This is a genomic window from Martelella mangrovi (assembly GCF_040545495.1).
Classification (GTDB): Bacteria; Pseudomonadota; Alphaproteobacteria; order Rhizobiales; family Rhizobiaceae; genus Martelella; species Martelella mangrovi.
In genome coordinates this window covers 296,840-314,560 of sequence record NZ_JBEPLY010000004.1, presented here as the reverse complement: position 1 = coordinate 314,560, position 17,721 = coordinate 296,840, and the positions used below count along the sequence as shown (strand labels likewise).

16 protein-coding genes are annotated in these 17,721 nt (G+C 62.0%); 6 read left to right on the top strand and 10 right to left on the bottom strand.

What is annotated here, in order from left to right; all coding sequences use genetic code 11:
• The first annotated feature begins 2 nt into the window (after positions 1–2).
• The 4 genes from ABID12_RS08285 to dgoD all read left to right on the top strand — a co-directional run bounded on the left by ABID12_RS08285 (position 3) and on the right by dgoD (position 6,236).
• A complete protein-coding gene (locus tag ABID12_RS08285; RefSeq protein ID WP_354433818.1) occupies positions 3–1,295 on the top strand; it encodes an extracellular solute-binding protein in 1,293 nt (430 codons plus the stop codon).
• A 71-nt stretch (positions 1,296–1,366) separates the two neighbouring features.
• Positions 1,367–4,060, top strand: a complete 2,694-nt coding sequence (locus ABID12_RS08280) for a DUF8487 domain-containing protein (protein ID WP_354433817.1) — start codon at positions 1,367–1,369, stop codon at positions 4,058–4,060.
• The gene (locus tag ABID12_RS08275) at positions 4,057–5,088 is read left to right on the top strand and encodes an ABC transporter ATP-binding protein (protein ID WP_354433816.1); all 1,032 of its coding nucleotides are present in this window, start codon (positions 4,057–4,059) and stop codon (positions 5,086–5,088) included. Before ABID12_RS08280 ends, ABID12_RS08275 begins: the two co-directional genes overlap by 4 nt.
• Positions 5,085–6,236, top strand: a complete 1,152-nt coding sequence (gene dgoD / locus ABID12_RS08270) for a galactonate dehydratase (protein ID WP_354433815.1) — start codon at positions 5,085–5,087, stop codon at positions 6,234–6,236. Before ABID12_RS08275 ends, dgoD begins: the two co-directional genes overlap by 4 nt.
• 119 nt (positions 6,237–6,355) lie before the next feature.
• Here the strand turns inward: dgoD and ABID12_RS08265 are convergent, their stop codons facing one another.
• The 6 genes from ABID12_RS08265 to ABID12_RS08240 all read right to left on the bottom strand — a co-directional run bounded on the left by ABID12_RS08265 (position 6,356) and on the right by ABID12_RS08240 (position 11,958).
• Entirely contained in the window at positions 6,356–7,261 is a 906-nt protein-coding gene (locus ABID12_RS08265; protein ID WP_354433814.1) for a 2-dehydro-3-deoxygalactonokinase, read from the bottom strand.
• A gap of 28 nt (positions 7,262–7,289) precedes the next feature.
• On the bottom strand, positions 7,290–8,051 hold the full coding sequence (locus ABID12_RS08260) for an SDR family oxidoreductase (RefSeq protein WP_354433813.1): 762 nt from the start codon (positions 8,049–8,051) through the stop codon (positions 7,290–7,292).
• 8 nt (positions 8,052–8,059) lie between these two features.
• Positions 8,060–8,830: a FadR/GntR family transcriptional regulator gene (locus tag ABID12_RS08255; protein ID WP_354433812.1), complete on the bottom strand. Its 771-nt coding sequence runs from the start codon at positions 8,828–8,830 to the stop codon at positions 8,060–8,062.
• Between the two features lie 148 nt (positions 8,831–8,978).
• On the bottom strand, positions 8,979–9,305 hold the full coding sequence (locus tag ABID12_RS08250; RefSeq protein WP_354433811.1) for a DUF190 domain-containing protein: 327 nt from the start codon (positions 9,303–9,305) through the stop codon (positions 8,979–8,981).
• Positions 9,302–10,348 (bottom strand): HlyD family secretion protein, encoded by a 1,047-nt coding sequence (locus tag ABID12_RS08245; protein WP_354433810.1) that lies wholly within the window; start codon positions 10,346–10,348, stop codon positions 9,302–9,304. The genes ABID12_RS08250 and ABID12_RS08245 overlap by 4 nt, the downstream gene beginning before the upstream one ends.
• A 29-nt stretch (positions 10,349–10,377) precedes the next feature.
• A complete protein-coding gene (locus ABID12_RS08240) occupies positions 10,378–11,958 on the bottom strand; it encodes an MFS transporter (protein WP_354433809.1) in 1,581 nt (526 codons plus the stop codon).
• A gap of 101 nt (positions 11,959–12,059) precedes the next feature.
• Here ABID12_RS08240 and ABID12_RS08235 point away from each other — a divergent pair, with 101 nt between their 5' ends.
• Positions 12,060–12,716: a TetR/AcrR family transcriptional regulator gene (locus ABID12_RS08235; RefSeq protein ID WP_354433808.1), complete on the top strand. Its 657-nt coding sequence runs from the start codon at positions 12,060–12,062 to the stop codon at positions 12,714–12,716.
• 424 nt (positions 12,717–13,140) lie between these two features.
• On the opposite strand, the gene ABID12_RS08230 is transcribed toward ABID12_RS08235, so the two are convergent.
• From ABID12_RS08230 to ectA, 4 genes are all read right to left on the bottom strand, one after another.
• A complete protein-coding gene (locus ABID12_RS08230) occupies positions 13,141–14,565 on the bottom strand; it encodes an aspartate kinase (RefSeq protein WP_354433807.1) in 1,425 nt (474 codons plus the stop codon).
• A 4-nt stretch (positions 14,566–14,569) separates the two neighbouring features.
• The gene (locus ABID12_RS08225) at positions 14,570–14,968 is read right to left on the bottom strand and encodes an ectoine synthase (RefSeq protein ID WP_106310825.1); all 399 of its coding nucleotides are present in this window, start codon (positions 14,966–14,968) and stop codon (positions 14,570–14,572) included.
• A 6-nt stretch (positions 14,969–14,974) separates the two neighbouring features.
• Positions 14,975–16,255: a diaminobutyrate--2-oxoglutarate transaminase gene (gene ectB, locus ABID12_RS08220; protein ID WP_354433806.1), complete on the bottom strand. Its 1,281-nt coding sequence runs from the start codon at positions 16,253–16,255 to the stop codon at positions 14,975–14,977.
• A 65-nt stretch (positions 16,256–16,320) separates the two neighbouring features.
• Positions 16,321–16,854: a diaminobutyrate acetyltransferase gene (ectA, locus tag ABID12_RS08215; RefSeq protein ID WP_106310831.1), complete on the bottom strand. Its 534-nt coding sequence runs from the start codon at positions 16,852–16,854 to the stop codon at positions 16,321–16,323.
• A 224-nt stretch (positions 16,855–17,078) separates the two neighbouring features.
• On the opposite strand from ectA, the gene ABID12_RS08210 reads away from it, so the two are divergent.
• The gene (locus tag ABID12_RS08210) at positions 17,079–17,579 is read left to right on the top strand and encodes a MarR family winged helix-turn-helix transcriptional regulator (protein WP_106310834.1); all 501 of its coding nucleotides are present in this window, start codon (positions 17,079–17,081) and stop codon (positions 17,577–17,579) included.
• The last annotated feature ends 142 nt before the right edge of the window (positions 17,580–17,721 follow it).

The window sequence follows — 17,721 nt, the reverse complement described above, 5'->3', positions numbered from 1 at the left end:
CAATGGATCTGACACGACGCAGAATGCTGGCAATGTCCATGGCGACGCTGGTCGCCCGCCCCGTCTTCGCGCAGGGAACGCCGATGGCGGTGGACCCCGACTTGAGCGCGACGATCAGTGTGTGGACGTGGCCCAATAATGACCGCACCTTCACGGCGCTGATGCCCGCTTTCAACAAGGTGTATCCCAATATCACCGTCAATGTTCAGGGCTTCCCGAACGCGAATTCGAACTATCTCAACACCGTTCAGCGCGCTCTTCTGTCCGGGGCCGGCCCGGATGTGGCGATGATCGAACTCAACGAACTGGCGCTTCTGCGGCAGCGTCCGCAATGGGTCGATCTCGCCGCCGAGCCGTTCAATGCCGGTCCTCTGCTTGAGGATTTTGCCGGTTTTGCCGCCGATAACGTCAAGACGGACAATGGCAAGATCGTCGCACTGCCGAAGCACACCGGCCCCGGCGCCATGTTCTATCGCCGCGACATCTTCGATGAGGTCGGGCTGCCCTCCGAACCCGATGCGGTGGCCGACACTTTCGCGACCTGGGACGCTTTCCTTTCGGAAGGCAGCAAGATGATCGTCCCCAACGAGCGGTGGATGATCGCCAACGGCCTCGAGATCCTGACGGTGCGCATGGGCCAGGCCGGCATTGGCTGGTTCGATGCCGACGGCAATCTTCAGCTCGACAATCCGGTCATCATCGATGCGCTTGACCTGATCGATCAGGCGGGCAAGGCGAAACTGATCTCGCCGTTTTCCATGTGGTCGCCCGAATGGCAGTCCGCTTTCGGCAAGGGGCAGATCGCCACGATCATGTCGGGCAACTGGTTCGGCGGGTTGCTGAAGCGGGCCTTTGCGCCCAACGACGCCGGAAAATGGGGTGTCTCGCCGGTTCCCGCCGATGAAAACGGCAGCCGGTCCTGGAACTATGGCGGCGACTTTATCGGCGTGCTCAACACCTCGAAAAACAAGGAAGCCGCCTGGGCCTTCATCCACTGGCTCGTCACCGATAATGAAAGCCTGAAGCAGCAATACCAGAACGACGACCTCTACCCCGCCTACCTGCCGGCCGGGAGCGCCGACTGGATCAATTTCGAGGATCCCTATTATGGCGGCCAGAACGTCAACACGGTTTTTGCCGAGGTGCAGCGCACGATGAAATCATGGCCGTTGAATACCCATGACCGCCTGGCGGGAGATGCCGTCCAGGTCGCCGTCGATAATGTCGCCAAGGGCGTGGAAACGCCCGAACAGGCGCTTGAAACCGCGGAAAAGCGGATCAGGGCGCGCCTCTGATACCTGAAATTCCCGGCGGGCCGTGGTCCGCCGGCGCTTGACCCACTGTTTGAGAATGGACCTCCAGCATCATGCTTCACGAAATCGAGCTTTCCGGCGAATGGGACTTTGCGCTTGACCCTGAAGGACAGGGCCTGCGCGCAGACTGGCACACCGCCGCCTTCGAAGACAGCATCGCCTTGCCCGGAACCATCGATCTGGCCGAAAAGACGCCGGCCGGACCGAGCGCCGGCATGGCCTATCTGACCCGCCGCCATCCCTATGTCGGGCCGGCCTGGTATGCCCGCGATTTCGTCGTGCCGGACAGTCAGGCCGGTCTGCATCACGATCTGATGCTGGAACGCCCGCACGGCGAAGTGCGGGTCTGGATCGACGGCCTCGAAATCGGTCGCGATCTCGGGCTTTGCACACCGAACATGTTTCTGCTCGGCCAGCTCGAGCCGGGCAACCACCGGATCGTGCTTCGGGTCGACAATTCCGATTTCCCCAATGTCGGCCAGGCCATTCGCGAAAAAAATCCGGACGTGGCGCATTCGACCTCGGAGCATACGCAGTCGAACTGGAACGGCATCGTCGGCGCGATACGCATCGAGGCCCGCGCCGGGCGGATCGCCCGGCTGGATGTGACCACCGGCAAGACGGGCATCGACCTTCGCATCGAACTCGACGCGCTTGATCCGAGCCGCACATGGCCGACCTTCTGGACCGAAGGCGGGCATGTCGATGAACTTCACCTGACGGCAACGCTGGATGACGGGCGCGCGGTTTCGCAGGTTCTGCCGCTTGATATCGACTCTGGCTATACGCCGCTTGACCTCACCATGCCGCTGCCGGTGGATGCTGCCCGCTGGGACGAGTTCTCGCCGGCCATCCATCGTCTGAAGGCGGAATGGCGCCGCGACGGGGCGCCGGTCGATTTTCGCGAGACGGATTTCGGCCTGCGCCATATCGAGCGTGAAGGCCGTCACATCCGCCTGAACGGTCGCCGCATCTTCCTGCGCGGCACGCTCGATTGCTGCATCTTCCCGAAGACCGGCCACCCGCCGATGGACCGGGAGGGCTGGCGCGTTGCCTTCGGCAGCGTGCAGGAACACGGGCTCAACCATGTGCGGTTTCACAGCTGGTGCCCGCCGCGCGCGGCCTTCGAGGTCGCCGACGAACTGGGCCTTTACCTTCATGTCGAAACGCCGGTCTGGTGCGCTCTCGGCTCCGATCCTGAGATCGACGCGTTCACCCGCCGGGAAGCGGAGCGGATCGTCGCCGAATATGGCAATCATCCCTCCTTCGTGATGTTGACGGTCGGCAACGAGGTGTCAGGTTCCGGCCTGCATGCCTGGCTGGAGCGGTTTCTGGAGGAGTGGTGCGGCCGCGATCCGCGACGCCTTTATAATGGCGGTTCAGGCTGGCCCTCGCTCAAGCGCGCCGACTATCTGTCCAAACCGGAGCCGCGCAGCCACCGCTGGGGCGAGGGGCTGGAAAGCCGCCTGAACGCGCGCTCGCTCGAAACCGAAACCGACTGGAGCGAATGGGTTCAGGCCGAAAAGGTTCCGCTGCTCGGACATGAAATCGGGCAATGGTGCGTTTATCCCGATCTGGATTCCATTCCGCGTTACGACGGTCCGCTGGCGCCCGATGCCTTCGACATCGTCGCCCGCGACCTTGAAAGCAAGGGACGGCGCGACAGCGCCTACGAAAAGATGATGTGCTCGGGCGCATTGCAGACGGCGCTTTACAAGGAGGATATCGAGGCAAGCCTGCGCACCCCCGACTATGCCGGTTTTCAGTTGCTCGGCCTGCAGGATTTTCCCGGTCAGGGCACCGCGCTGGTCGGCGTCGTCGATGCCTTCTGGTCGGCGAAACCCTATGATGATCCGGTCGCGTTCCGTCGCTTCTGCGGTCCTGTCGTACCGCTGTTGCTGGCGCCCGGCTTCGTGCTGACAAAGGGCGCGGCCTTTACCGCCGGCGCGGCGGTGTCGCTGTTTACCCAGCACGATCTGGCTGCAGGCGAGGCGCGCTGGAGCGTGCAGGATCGCGATGGCGGGCTTCGGGCCGAAGGCACCATCGCCCACGATCTGCTTCAGACCGGCGACCTTCACCATCTGGGCGACATAACGGTGGCGACGGACGGGCTGGCGCAGGGCCGCTACACGCTGACGCTTTTCGTTGGCGGGGCGGACAACAGCTGGGATTTCTGGGTGTTTGCCGAGGAAAAGGCCGACCTTCCGATTGTCACTCGTCTCGGCGCGGCGGAACTGGAAAGGCTTATGGCGGGCGAAAGCCTTGTCTTTGCGCCTGCGCCGGAGACCATCGTCCCCAATGCCGAACTCGGCTTTACCACCCTGTTCTGGAACACGGTCTGGACCGATGGCCAGCCGCCGCAAACGCTTGGCCTCATCAACCGCACCGAACATCCGGTCTTCAGCACGTTCCCGGCGGAGCGGCCAAGCGGCTGGCATGAATGGGAACTGCTGCACGATCGCCGGGCGCTTGATCTCGATGGCCTCGGCTTCGGGCGGATCATCGATGTGATCGATGACTGGAACCAGAACCGCGACCTTGCGCTGCTGGCCGAGGCAAAGGTCGGTGCGGGACGGCTGATCGCGTCCGCGATCGATCTCACCACGCCGGGACGTCCTGTCGCAGCAGCACTTTCGGCCGCCATCGCCCGTCATCTGGCCGCGCCGGAAACGGATGCACCCGAGTTGACGCCCGATGCTGTCAGCGCATGGGTGAAGCGCATGATCACAGGGGAGGCTAAGCCATGAGCAGCATAGAACTGTCCTCGGTCCGCAAGGCCTTTGGCGCGCTGGAGGTCATTCGCGATATCGACCTGTCGGTCGCCGAAGGCGAATTCTGCATCTTCGTCGGCCCGTCAGGCTGCGGCAAGTCGACCCTGCTCAGGCTGATCGCCGGTCTTGAGACCATGAGCGGCGGCGATATCAGGATCGGCGACACGGTGGTCAACGATCTTGCCCCGGCCGAGCGGGGGCTAGCCATGGTGTTTCAGTCCTACGCGCTTTATCCGCACATGACCGTGCGCCAGAACATGAGCTTCGGCCTGCGCCGCACCGGCCATTCGAAAGCCGAGACGGAAGCGCGCGTGAAGGAGGCGGCGATCATTCTCCAGCTTCAGCCGCTGATGGATCGCAAACCCTCGCAGCTTTCCGGCGGTCAGCGCCAGCGGGTGGCCATCGGCCGGGCGATCGTCCGAAAGCCGCGCGCCTTCCTGTTCGACGAACCGCTCTCCAATCTCGATGCCGAACTGCGCGCGCAGATGCGCGTGGAACTGGCCGAGCTTCACCGCCAGTTGGGCGCAACGATGATCTACGTCACCCATGACCAGGTCGAGGCAATGACGCTCGCCGACAAGATTGTCGTGCTGCGCGATGGCCGGATCGAACAGATCGGCACGCCGGACACGCTCTACAATGATCCGGACAATATCTTCGTTGCCGGCTTTATCGGATCGCCACGGATGAACCTGCTGAAGCTCGAAGGCAGCCCGCTGACCAACGGAAAACTTTCCCCGCCCGCCGGCGCGGTGACGGTTGGTTTGCGTCCGGAAAGCCTCGAGATCGGCAACGATATTGCCGCAAAGGTCGGTGTCGTCGAAAATCTCGGCGGCACGTCGATCATCCACGCCGATCTCGGTGATGGCCAGACCATCATCGCCGAGGCACGCGGCGCCACCCGCCCGCAAACGGGCACGGAAATCGGTTTTGCCCTGCCGTCGCAGCCGTTCTATTTCGACGGTGAGGGCCAACGCATACGCAATGGAGCAGTCACATCATGAAAATCACGGCGCTGAAGACATTTCTGGTCGCCCCGCGATGGCTGTTTCTCAAGATCGAGACCGATGAGGGCATTTGCGGCTGGGGCGAGCCGGTGATCGAGGGTCGCGCGCTGACCGTGCGACAGGCGGTGGCGGAACTTGAGGATTATCTCGTCGGCAAGGACCCTCTGCGCATCGAAGACCACTGGCAGGCAATGTATCGCGGCGCCTTCTATCGCGGCGGCCCGATCCTGATGAGCGCGATTGCCGGCGTCGACCAGGCGCTGTGGGATATCAAGGGCAAGGCGGCGGGCCTGCCCGTGCATCAGCTTCTCGGCGGCCCCTGCCGCGATCGTATCCGCATCTATTCATGGATCGGCGGCGATCGCCCCTCCGATGCCGCGAAGGCCGCGCGGGAAACCGTGGATCGCGGCTTTTCCGCCCTGAAGATGAACGGCACGGCCGAGATGCAGATCGTCGACAGCCATGCCAAGATCGACGCCGCTGTCGAAACGCTTGCCGCCGTGCGCGCGGAAGTCGGTCCTTATATCGGTATTGCCGTCGATTTTCACGGGCGGGTGCACCGGCCGATGGCCAAGGCGCTGATCCGCGAACTGGAACAGTTCCGCCTGATGTTCATCGAGGAGCCGCTGTTGTCGGACCATATCGATGCACTTGGCGAGGTCGTGCGCGGCGCGACCACGCCGATTGCGCTGGGCGAGCGGCTTTATTCGCGCTGGGATTTCCGCAAGGTTTTTGAATCGCGGGTGGTCGACATCATCCAGCCGGATCTCAGCCATGCCGGCGGCATTTCCGAATGTCGCAAGATTGCTGCCATGGCCGAGGCTTATGACGTGGCGTTTGCGCCGCATTGCCCGCTCGGACCGATTGCGCTGGCCGCCTGCCTGCAGGTCGACGCCGTCAGCCACAACGCCTTCATTCAGGAGCAGTCGCTCGGCATCCACTATAACGGCAAGGGCAGCGATCTGTTCGACTACCTTAAGGACCCGAACGTATTCAACTATGCCGATGGCAGCGTGACGATCCCGTCCGGTCCGGGGCTTGGGATCGAGATCAACGAGGAAGCAGTGGTCGAAGCCGCCAAAACCGGGCATAACTGGCGAAATCCGCTGTGGCGGCATGAGGACGGTACTGTCGCGGAATGGTAGGCGATTGGTGAGCGCCTCTCTCCGGGGCCCGCCAGCTCTTCAACAGCGGTCCCTGATACCTTCGAGCGGCATCAGGGCATTCAGCGGGGCTTGAATGATCGCAAACCCCGTTTCAGCTTTCATAATCTGTTTTTCAATTGTTCATAGGCGGCCTTCAGGCCGCCCAAGGTGGCCGCCTCGGCATCGATGCGCTGCACTTCCGCGCCGCGTGCCGTCAGCACGCGGGCGTAGAGATCGGCAAGCTGTTCGCTGCCGATCAGCGCCACCGGCCGGCGCGACCAGAGTTGATGCAATGCCACCACTTCGGCGCCGATCAGCAAGCCCGAAAGCTGTGCCGGTCCCGTCTGCGCTGCGTTCAAAAGCCGGTCTGCGCGGATCGAGAACAGGTTGGTCAGCGCCTGTCCGGGGTTTTCGGCGGCCGTCTCTGCCGCCTGATCGAAGCTCGCCATGTCCCATGCAGGTCCGGCAAGAGCCTGATGCAGCACCGAGTGGTCGCGCAGCAGGGAGAAGACCTCTCCGGTCATGGTCGTCTTGAAGGATTTCACCATGCCTTCGGCGCAGCGTACCCATTTGCAATGGGTGCCGGGCATGCACAGGACCCCATCGAAATCCGGCGTCATCGCCAGAAAGCCGGCTGCCTGGGTTTCTTCGCCGCGCATCACGTCCGGCGGCTCCTGCTGGCACATGCCAGGCAGAATGAAGACCTTGAGATCGGGCGAGGTTGCGGGAACCCTGATGCTCTGGTCCGCACCGGGCGGCGGACCGGGAACGGCGCAATAGCCGGCTTCCGCCCACCCCTCGCGCGCCCCTGCCATGCCGCAGATGACAACCGGCAGCGCCGTATCTTGCCGCTCGACCCCGCTTAGCAGTTCGCCGAGCACGCCGGCAAAGGCCTCCGGTTTCAACACGCCCATGCCGCGCGGGTCCTCGCGGTATTGCAGCACATCGCCCGACGGCCCCATGACCCAGACGCGCAGGTTGGACGTGCCCCAGTCCACAGCGACCCATTCGGGGTGTTCGGTCATGGTTGCCTTCTCCGCTAACAGTGTGTTCCTAATCATGAAAGACAACCGAGCGTCCGCCGTCGATCATGATCGTTTCGGCATTGATGAACGGCGCTTCGTCGGACGCCAGAAAGACGGCGGTCATCGCCACTTCTTCCGGTTGGCCGATCCGCTTCGGCGGATGCAGGTCTTCCGCCTTGCGCCGTTCGGCGGCCGGATCGTCAAAGCCGTTCCAGTAGATCTGGGCGATTTCGGTATCGATATAGCCGGGCGCGATGGCATTCACACGGATGCCCTCGGCGGCATATTCAATGCCGAGCGCGCGGGTCAGGCCGATCAGCCCATGTTTTGCCACCGGATAGGGAAAGGTGTGCGGAATGATCTTGAAGCCGTGCGAACTGGCAATGTTGACCACCGAACCCTGCCGCTGCTTGCGCATGGCCGGCAGCACGGCTTCGGTCATCGCCCAGCAGGCCTCCAGATCGAGCGCCATGCAGCGCGCCCATTCCGCACGCGGCATTTCATGTGGTCGGTAGAAGACATTCGCACCGGCATTGTTGACCAGCACATCGATATGGCCGAACCGCTCCAGTGCCATGGCCACAACCGCATCGATATCGGCCTGGCGGGTGACATCGGTCTCTTGAAACAGACCGCCGACGGCAGCGGCCGTTGCCGCGCCGGTCTCAACATTGCGTTCGGCGACGATCACCTGCGCGCCTTCTGCCGCGAAACAGCGGGCAATGGCGGCGCCGATGCCCTGTCCGGCGCCGGTAATGATTGCGACCTTGTCCTTCAGACGTCCACTCATCGCGTTTTCTACTCCTCTGCGGCTGCGGGGCGCGCCTGTTCCATGTCCTCGCGCGCCCGGGCAATCAGTTCGCGCATAACCGCTTCCGCTTCGTCCGGCTGCCGCAGCCGGATGGCTTCCAGAAGCTGACGATGCAGCGCGATCGCATCGTCAAAGGAATGGCTGGCGCGGTTGGTCAGGCGGAAACTGGCGAGCAGCGCGCCGCGAATGGCCACGCCGAACTGCACGAAAACCCAGTTTCCGCTGGCGGCAAGAATAGCAGTGTGAAAATCGAGATCCGCCTGGCTCCAGGCTTCCGTGTCGCGGCCGCTGGCCTCGACCATGGCCTCGAATGCCTCGGTCACCGCAATCAGCGCTGCATTGTCGGCATTGGTTGCCGCCTGCCGCGCCGAAACGGGCTCCAGCACTTCACGCGCCTGAAGCAGCGCGTCGTAAAAGGCAAAATCCTGTTCGTGGTCGAGGGCGGCATCCAGAAGCAGCGGGTCGAGCATGTTCCACGCCGCCCGTGGCTGCACAACGGTTCCGGCCCGCGGGCGCGACCGGATAAGCCCCTGGGCGACCATATACTGCATGGTCTCACGCAGTGTCGTGCGGCTGACCTTGAAGCGCGCCATAAGTTCCGCCTCGCTCGGCAGCAAGGCGCCCTCCGGCATTTCGCCGCCGACAATGGCATTGACGAATTCGCTCAGGCAGCCGGCCATGACCTTGCGGCCGGCGCCACCGGATTTTTCCGACAGTCGCGCTCCGGCTGTCGCCTCCTGCTCCGGCCTGCCAGCCATGATCCCGTTTCCTCCCGTGCAAAGAGATCGTACCCGGCATTTTATATATCGTATTTTATTTTTATTAAATAGTATTTATTTTCAAAGTTGATGCAGCCGCCTTTGAAACAAGCGATCTGCCGCAATGACCGTGAGGGTGGCGATACCGTCAGAGCGTGGCGAAGCGGGCCGGTGTGCGGCTGTAGAACAGGGCCAGGTTCTGGCCTGACAATGCCATCAGCAGTCTGTCGATCTTTTCCGTTGATGCGATGACGGTGATCTGCAGGGGTTGTCCGGCCACATCCATCAGCGTCATCGCATGGGTCATGCCGTCATGGCCGCGGCCGATCAGCCCGCCGGAAAGCGTTGCGCCTTCGATGCCGTGGCGTTCGATTTCGCCGAACAGCCACTGGCCCAGCGGCTGGTGGCCGTGCATCCGGTCCTGCTGGGTCCAGAAGGTCAGGATTTCGCCTTCGGTTTCGTTCAGTGTGGTCATGACTTGCTCTCGGGTGTGATGTCCGTATCGATATCCGCAATCACCGACATGCCGGCGCGCATCAGATCCATCTGCGGCTGTCCGGGCGCGATTTCGATGCGGACCGGAAGTCGCTGCGCAACCTTGGTGAAATTGCCCGTGGCATTGGCCGGCGCGACGGCGCTGTAGCTGACATTGCTGGCCGGCCCGAGGCTGGCCACCGTTCCGGAAAATTCCCGCCCCGGTATGGCATCGACGCTGAGCGTGACGGGCTGGCCAGCGCGGACATGCGCCAGTTGGGTTTCGCGGAAGTTCGCGGTGACGTAGATCTCGCTGAGCGGCACGATCGACATGGCGGTCGAACCGGTCGTGACATAATCGCCGATGCGCAGGTTCTGCTGGCCGATCGTGCCGGAAACCGGCGCCTTGATCTCGGCATAGCTCAACCGCAACTCCGCCAGATCGAGCGCGGCCTGTGCCTGTTGCACGGCGGCGAGCGCCGATTTCTGTTGTCCTGCATAAATGTCGAGCTGCTGGCGCTGGGCGGCGAGATTGGCACTATCGGCGGCCCGCCGCGCCTTCACGGACGCAAGGCTTGAGACCATTTCATCCAGCACGGCCTGTGTGCCGGTTCCGCGCTCTGCCATGTCGCGGGCGCGTTTTTCCTTGCTCTCGGCCAATATCAGCGCCGCGTCGTCGGCATCGAGGCTCGATTGCGCGGCCGCGATCAGCGAATGCTGCTGGGTGATCTGCGCCGCAAGGGTCGCCTGCGCCGCCTCGGCGGCCGCCAGTGCGGCCTTGGCGGCGTTCACCTCCAGCGTCAGGTCGTGATCGTCAAGCACGGCCAGCAAATCGCCTTTTTCGACCTTCTGGTTTTCCGCCACCAGAAGCCTGGCGACACGGCCCGAGACCTCGGGGGCGACATTGGTGTAATCGGCCTCGAGATAGGCATCATTGGTGCTTTGATGACGGGAATCCGCCTCCGCGCGATTGACATAATATCCGGCGCCCAGCAGCAGCAGGGCAACGACCGGAACGACGATTTTCGGTTTGGCAAAGGACATTGCTTGATTTTCCTGATTGGCGGGCGCGGCTATTTTTCCGACGGCGCGGGGCGGGTCATCGGCGCGGGAATGTAGTGGCTGAGGAGGGCGAGCGGGGCGAGCAGCAGCGCAATCACGCCGAGCACGCGGTAACAGTCGGCAATCGTCAGCGTCATCACCTGTGCTGCAATCATGCCGTCCAGCGCATCCGGGCTTGCGGCAGCGGGCAGATGACCGGATACGGCCGCCGCGTGGCCCACAAGCACCGAACTGTGGAAATGTTCGCGGATCAGTTCAAGGCGTCCGACCGCGGCCACGCCCACCACCGTGCCGGCGGCCCGCAGCGTGTTCACCAGACCGGCGATATAAGGCCCTTCCATCTGCTGCACGACCGATGTGGCAAGAAACAGCATGGAGACGACGGCCATCGGTTGACCGATCGCCTGCAGGATTTGCGCGGGAACGAATTGCCGCCATGTCCAACTCGGATCAATTTGTGCGCCCCAGAAACAGGCCAGCCCGATCAGCACCAGCCCGCCTGCCAGAACATAGCGGGCGTCGACCCATTTTTGATAGAGCAGGGCAGCCACCACCGATCCCAGCACGATCTGCGGCAGTCCGATGATCAGCCCGATCGGAGCGACCTGAAGCGCCCGGTAGTTCTGAAGCGCGCCGAGGAAGGTCGCCGGCAGGCCCGCTCCGGAATAGAGCACGCCCAGAAGGATAAAGAAGATTGTGAAACCGACCTGAAGGTTGCGCCGCCCCAGAAGTTCGAAGCGGATGAAGGGCGAGGGATGTGCCAGCTCCGAGGCGATGTAGGCGGCAAGGCAGATCGCGGATCCGATCAGGCAGAAACAGATCAGCGGCGAGTTGAACCAGTCCAGCCGGTTGCCCTGACTGAACGCGATGGCCAGCAGGAACAGTGCCGGAATGCCGGTCAGAAAGCCTGCCAGGTTGAATCCCTTGAACCGGGGCCAGATGACCGGCTCCTTCGGCAGGCCCCAGCCCACCAGCAGCGCGCAGAGCGCGGCAGCCGGCAGAAACTGCCACGACACCCAGCGCAGGTCAGCCGCCGTGTCGGTCCAGTGGCCGACGACCCAGATCGCGACATTCGGCGTGAAGGTGGCCGTCAGCGCATAAAGCGCCAGCCCGTGCAGGCGAATTGCCGGCGGCAGGAACCGCAGCGCCATCATCATCAGGATCGGGATCAGCGCGCCGCCGCTGATCCCCTGAACCAGCCGCAATGCCAGAAGCAGATGCAGGTCGACGATGAACGGCTGGACCAACGCGACAAGAGCGGTGGTGCCGAGCACGATCATGTAGAACCGGCGGACGGTCAGCGTGATGGCGAACCAGGTCGCAAACGGCATCACCAGAAGCTCGCCTGCGGAATAAAACGATGTGATCCACGAGCCGCCATCGATCCCCTGTCCCATCGCGCCGCGAATATCGCTGAGGGCAAGGCCGCCCGCGCGGCTGTTGAGCCCCGACATCATCGCCGAAATAAGCACGCCTGTCAGCGTGGCGACGATGCGTGCATCAAGCACTGGCGGCGCTGCCGGTCTGGGGGCGGCAGGCTGTTGGGGCGGCGTGTCCGTGCTGGACGCGGCAGAGGCGGTGACAGCGGTCATCGGATAAACCCGAATCTTTAAAGGGAGGATGGTAACGCTTGTTACCAGTCGTGCGATACGATATGGTAATATTCATTACCAAAGTCAACCAAAAAAGTCCGATGCCCCAGACCTGCCCTGACGATCCCCGCCGTGCCGCCCTGATGTCCGCAGCGGCAGAACTGTTCCTTGAGCGCGGTTTCGCCGCCACCAGTATCGATGCGATTATCGAGCGGGCAGGGGGGTCGAAGCGCACGATCTACGCACTGTTCGGCAACAAGGAAGGGCTTTTCGAGGCGCTTGTGGCCGATAGCACCGCCAAGCTCTATTCCGGCGTTTTCCATGAGGAGGACGCGGACAGAGCCGGGCTGGAAGGGGCGCTGACACAGTTTGCGGAGCATTTGCTCGAACTGTTTTCCCGGCCAAGCGCAATCGGGCTTTACCGGCTCGTCGTGTCGGAGGCCGGGCGCTCCCCGGAACTGGTCTCCTATTTCTTCCGCACCGGCCCCGCCAAAAGTCTCGACTGGGTGAAACGGCTTTTGCAGGCAGCCCATGAGCGCGGCGAGATCGTCTGCCCCGATCCCGAACTGACGGCCAGTCAGTTTCTGGGGCTGGTGCGCGGCGAAACCTATCTGACAATTGTTCTCGGACAGCGCCCGCCGTTGACGGAACAGGAAATCCCGGAAATGGCGCGACAGGCAACGCAGCTTTTCCTGTGGGGCTTGCACCGGGAAAATGCGTCCGGCAGCACCGGGAAGGCCGAAGCGGCGGAAATGTGAGTGCCTGTATGACGAGAGCAGTTTGACGACAAAGCCGCCTCAAACTCTGCGTCATTCTCGGGCTTTGACCCGAGGATCCAGGGCCACACGATGTAGGCTTGCTTGACGCGCCTTTCGCCTCATGGGCCGGAGCGGAATGGATGCTCGGATCACGTCCGAGCATGACACCTGTGGGGACGGGTGACAAAGCTCGCCTCGCTCTCCTTCGTCACCCTCGGGCTTGTCCCGAGGGTCTAAGCACGCATGAACGCGACAAGCGTATCGGGAAAAGTAAATTTAAAACAAACTATTACGGACCACCAACGCCGCTCGTGTTGAGCGGTGGTTAGATCCTCGGGACAAGCCCGAGGATGACGTCAGTAAACGAAAGCCGGCCCGAAAGGCCGGCTTGCTTATCGCTTTTGTCTTGCTCTTGTGTAGGCGATCAGGCTGCCTTGGAAAGAGCCGGGCGTTCGGTTTCCGACAATGCGCGGTGAAGCGCGATGATCACCGGATCGAGCGCATCGCGGTCGACGATGAACTGAACGTCGACATTGCGCGGTCCCTGGCTGGCGCCGATGGCTTCGTGGCCGGCAGCGGCGATTGCCTGAAGGCCACGCGTCAGAACGGAGAGACCGCTCAGGTCGCGACCGACGACCGAGGCCATGGCAATGGCTCTCGACGAAATCTCCGCCGACGGGCAGCGTTCCGACAGGTCCTTTTCCACACGGCGCAGGACCTTCAGCGAACTGTCGACATAATGGGTGATGGTATTGGCGTTGGAGACCTTCGAGACGATCCGCACCTTGTGGCGGGTCAGAACATCGAGGATCGCCGCGTCATAGCCCTTCACGCCGACCATGTCCTGTTCGAACACTTCCAGCGTATAGAGGTCGAGCCCGGTGACGATTTCCACGCCCGGCGTTTCGGCCGGCCGGTCGTCGATCAGCGTGCCCGGGTCCTGCGGCTCGAATGCGTTGGTCACGCGCAGCGGCACGGCGGCGCGGCGCAGCGTCTTGGCCGCCTTCGGATGGATGGCTTCCATGCCGAGATTGGAAAGCTGGTCGGCGACATCGTAGTTGGTGCGCCCCAGCTTGCGGACCTTGTCGGCGCCGACAAGCGCGGGATCGGCGGACGACAGGTGGAATTCCTTGTGAATGATCGCTTCGCTGGCGCCCGAAAGGGCGGCAAGGCGCGAAAAGGTCACTTCGGAATAGCCGCGGTCGAATTCGCTCATCAGCCCTTCAAGGCACTGGGCGTAACCGGTGACGATCGGCATTTCGCTTTTCAGGTCAATGCCGTCGATCCCCTGGCGGATACGGTCTTCGAGGCTGAGATCGCCCTCGTCATGCCAGCCGGACAGGTCGACGAAACGGGCATTCACGCCCTTGCGCTTCAACAGCAGCGTGGTCGCGAACGCCGAATGCGCCTCGCCGAGCCCCGACAGCAGTTCGCGAATCTGGCTCATATGCTCGGTCAACCGGAAGTGGCCGTAGGAGCAGAGCCGCTGCAGGTCGATCAGGCAGTTGCGCGCGCCCAGCATGCGTTCATTCACAAAGGCATCGGCGCGCTCGATATCGGCCGGGTTGTCCAGCACCTTGACGTGAGCTTCCTTCATGGCCTCGGCAACGCGGTCCAGCCGGTCGTGCCAGCCATGATGGCTCTGATTGTTGACGAAAGCCGCATAGACACCCGGCTCACCGGTCTTCTTGTGCTCCAGCAGAAGATTGGTGATGCCGCCAAAGGCGGAGACCACGAAAATCCGTCCGTAGAGTTCGGCCTTGCGCCGTTTGCCGATGATCAGCGTATTGCTGAGTTCATCAATGCGGGACATGGATGTCCCGCCGATCTTTTCGACAGTATGGGGCATGATATCAGGCGTTTTCCTCCGCCGGGGCATAGGATCCGTCTTCCCGGTGCACTTCCGTGCCGGTCACCGGGGGATTGAAGCAGCAGGCCATTACCAGCTCCTCTTCGGAACGAAGGATGTGACGGTCATGCTCGTTCAGCGCATACATCACGCCGGGCTTGATCTGGTGGGTCTCGCCGGTGGCGATATCGGTGATCGAGCCCTTGCCGCTGATGCAATAGACGCTCTCGAAATGGTGCTTGTATTCGAAGGTGTGCTCCGAACCGGCTTCGAGAATGGTGATGTGGAAGGAAAAACCCATGCCGTCGCCGGCCAGCAGCATCCGGATCGAGCGCCATTTGGCATCGGCGACCACGCGGTCCTTGTCGTTTTCGATGATTTCGTTCAGGTCACGTACAATCATTGCGAATTACTCCGCTGCAATCTGGGTTTTGGCGGCCATCGTCTCGCGGACGGCCTCAAGGAGGATGTCGAAGCCTTCGCTGAAGGTCTCTTCGGAAGTGGTGAGCGGCGCCAGCACCTTGACCACCTGGTCCTCATTGCCGGATGTCTCGATGATCAGGCCCTTGTCGAACGAACGGGCGCAGATTTCTTCCGCCAGCTCGCCCGAGCCGACATCGACGCCCTGCATCAGGCCGCGGCCTTTCAGCGTGGCAGCGGGGATTTCCGCAGCGATCCTGGAAAGCGCGCCGGTCAGCATGGTGCTTTTTTCGGCCAGTTCCTTCTGGAAGCGATCGTCGGTCCAAAATTTTTCGATGGCAACGCGGGCGGTCACGAAGGCATGCGTATTGCCGCGGAACGTGCCGTTATGTTCGGCCGGGCCGAAGACGTCGTGTTCGGGGCGGACCAGAACCAGCGCCATCGGCAGGCCAAAACCGGAAACCGATTTGGCCATGGTGATGATGTCCGGCGTTACGCCCATTTCCTCGAACGAGAAGAAATGGCCGGTGCGGCCGGAGCCAGCCTGAATGTCGTCGATGATCAGCAGCGCGCCGTGATTGTGCGCGATATCGGCCATGCGGCGGATCCATTCGGGAGAAGCGGCATTCAGCCCGCCTTCGCCCTGCACGGTCTCGAACATGATCGCCGCCGGTTCGTCGACGCCGCTGGACGGGTCGGCGAGCATCTGTTCCAGAAGTGCTGCACTGTCGACGCCTTCGGCGTAATCGTCATAGGGAATGCGCGTGACGCCGGACGTATCCATCGAAGCGCCGCCGCGGTGATAGCCGTTGCCGGTGGCGGCAAGCGCGCCCATGGTGACGCCGTGAAAGCCGTTGGTAAAGGCAATCACATTGGTGCGGCCGGTCGATTTGCGGGCGATCTTCATTGCCGCCTCGACGGCATTGGCGCCGGTCGGGCCGGTGAACATCACCTTGTGGTCCATGCCGCGCGGCTTCAGGATGTGGGTTTCCATCGCCTTGAGGAAATCGCTCTTGGTATCGGTATGCAGGTCAAGACCCTGGGCGATGCCGTCCGACGAGATATGCTCGATCAGCGCCGCCTTCATGTCGGCATCGTTGTGGCCGTAGTTCAGCGAGGAACAACCGGCCAGAAAGTCGATCCAGCGATTGCCGTCCTTGTCGAAGATTTCCGAGCCGCTGGCGCGGGTGAAAGTGGCCGGCATGCTGCGGCAGTAAGAGCGCGCAGCACTTTCGCGGCGCTTGAAAACATCATTCTTGATCATGTCCATAGGCATGAGTCGTCCTTTCGCTTGAAGCGATTTCAGAAAAGAAAACGGGAGTGACAGGCCGCGTGTTAAGCGGCGTTTGCGAGGGCGCGTGCTTCCGGCAGCGTAATCGTCACCATGTGCTCGGTGTCGTGGTGTCCGTCGAAATGGGTATCGCGCTCATAATGCGGGGCATCTGAAAGTTCGCCGCCGAGCGACCGCGTGAAGCTCCTGAACAGGCCCCAGGATGCGTCATTGTCTTCGGTGATGGTCGTCTTGATATGGGTGATGTCGTCGCAGACGTCACGTTCGATCAGGTCGAACAGCATCTTCTTGCCGAGGCCGAGGCCGCGGGCCTTTTCGCCTACGGCAACCTGCCAGACGAACAGCTCCTGCTTGGCAGGAATGAGATGGCCGGAGATCCAGCCGACGATTTCGCCGTCAAGTTCGGCGACAACACAGGTATCCGCGAAATGTTCAGCCTGAATGAGATTGCAGTACATCGAATTTTCGTCGAGCGGCTTGCAGTTCTTCACAAGTGACCAGATTTGGGCCCCGTCCGCTGCAGTGGGCTTGCGCAGGCGGGGCATGCTGGATCGGGGCTTGGTGATATTCCGGGACATCGTCTGACCTTATTTCGATTAGTTAGGCCTCCTAAGTAAATTATCTCTTCGAAAATATCAACCCTCTGCTGGGAATAGTCATAAAACCATAAAGATAAGGAAAAACAGATAAAATAGCCGAGAAGTCCTGAATTTCAGGGAGAAGCAGGAAATTCATTGTGCCTAATTAATTATGTCGATTTTTGGGCTGTCTAAGGCTTTGATCTTCGTGCAATAATGGAGCGATGACGACGACACCCGTTGACCGCGTTGATCAAAGCCTGATTGCGCTCAGGCGGATTCTCCGCGCCACTGAAAATTACGAACGCGATCTGGCGCAGTCGGCCCGGCTGACGCCGGCGCAGCTGCGCGTGCTGCAGATTGTCGAGGAACGCGGCAGCGTGACGCCCAAGGCGCTGGCAACCCAGATGGGCATCCGTCAGGCCTCCGTTACCACGCTGGTCGACAAGCTTGTTGCGCGCGGCATGGTGGAGCGGGTGCCTTCAAAGACCGACCGCCGGCAGACCAATGTCACCGTGACCGATTCCGGCCGGGCCATGGTGGAGAGTGCGCCGGACGCGCTGCAACAGCGCTATGTCGAGGCATTCGAGGGGCTGAAGGACTGGGAACAGGCACAGCTGATCGCATCGCTGGAGCGGGTGGCGACCATGCTGGACGCCGAAAGCATCGACGCTTCGCCGGTGCTGACAACCGGCGAACTGCATTCGGAAAAGCGGCCACGTTAGCCGGGAAGTGATCTCTCGGTCCGAAACGGATTTCCTCATCCTCATGTGTGACGGAGCGCATGGTTCTTTGTGCATGCCTGCGGCGAAAGAGCGCTGCGATTGCATAAAAACTTGACCGAAAAAATCACCTTAATGTAAAAGT

Excerpts from the sequence above, each read along its gene's own strand:
- ABID12_RS08285 (WP_354433818.1), top strand. The coding sequence starts at position 3 with ATGGATCTGACACGACGCAGAATGCTGGCAATGTCCATGGCGACGCTG.
- ABID12_RS08280 (WP_354433817.1), top strand. The coding sequence starts at position 1,367 with ATGCTTCACGAAATCGAGCTTTCCGGCGAATGGGACTTTGCGCTTGAC.
- ABID12_RS08275 (WP_354433816.1), top strand. The coding sequence starts at position 4,057 with ATGAGCAGCATAGAACTGTCCTCGGTCCGCAAGGCCTTTGGCGCGCTG.
- dgoD (WP_354433815.1), top strand. The coding sequence starts at position 5,085 with ATGAAAATCACGGCGCTGAAGACATTTCTGGTCGCCCCGCGATGGCTG.
- ABID12_RS08265 (WP_354433814.1), bottom strand. The coding sequence starts at position 7,261 with ATGACCGAACACCCCGAATGGGTCGCTGTGGACTGGGGCACGTCCAAC.
- ABID12_RS08260 (WP_354433813.1), bottom strand. The coding sequence starts at position 8,051 with ATGAGTGGACGTCTGAAGGACAAGGTCGCAATCATTACCGGCGCCGGA.
- ABID12_RS08255 (WP_354433812.1), bottom strand. The coding sequence starts at position 8,830 with ATGGCTGGCAGGCCGGAGCAGGAGGCGACAGCCGGAGCGCGACTGTCG.
- ABID12_RS08250 (WP_354433811.1), bottom strand. The coding sequence starts at position 9,305 with ATGACCACACTGAACGAAACCGAAGGCGAAATCCTGACCTTCTGGACC.
- ABID12_RS08245 (WP_354433810.1), bottom strand. The coding sequence starts at position 10,348 with ATGTCCTTTGCCAAACCGAAAATCGTCGTTCCGGTCGTTGCCCTGCTG.
- ABID12_RS08240 (WP_354433809.1), bottom strand. The coding sequence starts at position 11,958 with ATGACCGCTGTCACCGCCTCTGCCGCGTCCAGCACGGACACGCCGCCC.
- ABID12_RS08235 (WP_354433808.1), top strand. The coding sequence starts at position 12,060 with ATGCCCCAGACCTGCCCTGACGATCCCCGCCGTGCCGCCCTGATGTCC.
- ABID12_RS08230 (WP_354433807.1), bottom strand. The coding sequence starts at position 14,565 with ATGCCCCATACTGTCGAAAAGATCGGCGGGACATCCATGTCCCGCATT.
- ABID12_RS08225 (WP_106310825.1), bottom strand. The coding sequence starts at position 14,968 with ATGATTGTACGTGACCTGAACGAAATCATCGAAAACGACAAGGACCGC.
- ectB (WP_354433806.1), bottom strand. The coding sequence starts at position 16,255 with ATGGACATGATCAAGAATGATGTTTTCAAGCGCCGCGAAAGTGCTGCG.
- ectA (WP_106310831.1), bottom strand. The coding sequence starts at position 16,854 with ATGTCCCGGAATATCACCAAGCCCCGATCCAGCATGCCCCGCCTGCGC.
- ABID12_RS08210 (WP_106310834.1), top strand. The coding sequence starts at position 17,079 with ATGACGACGACACCCGTTGACCGCGTTGATCAAAGCCTGATTGCGCTC.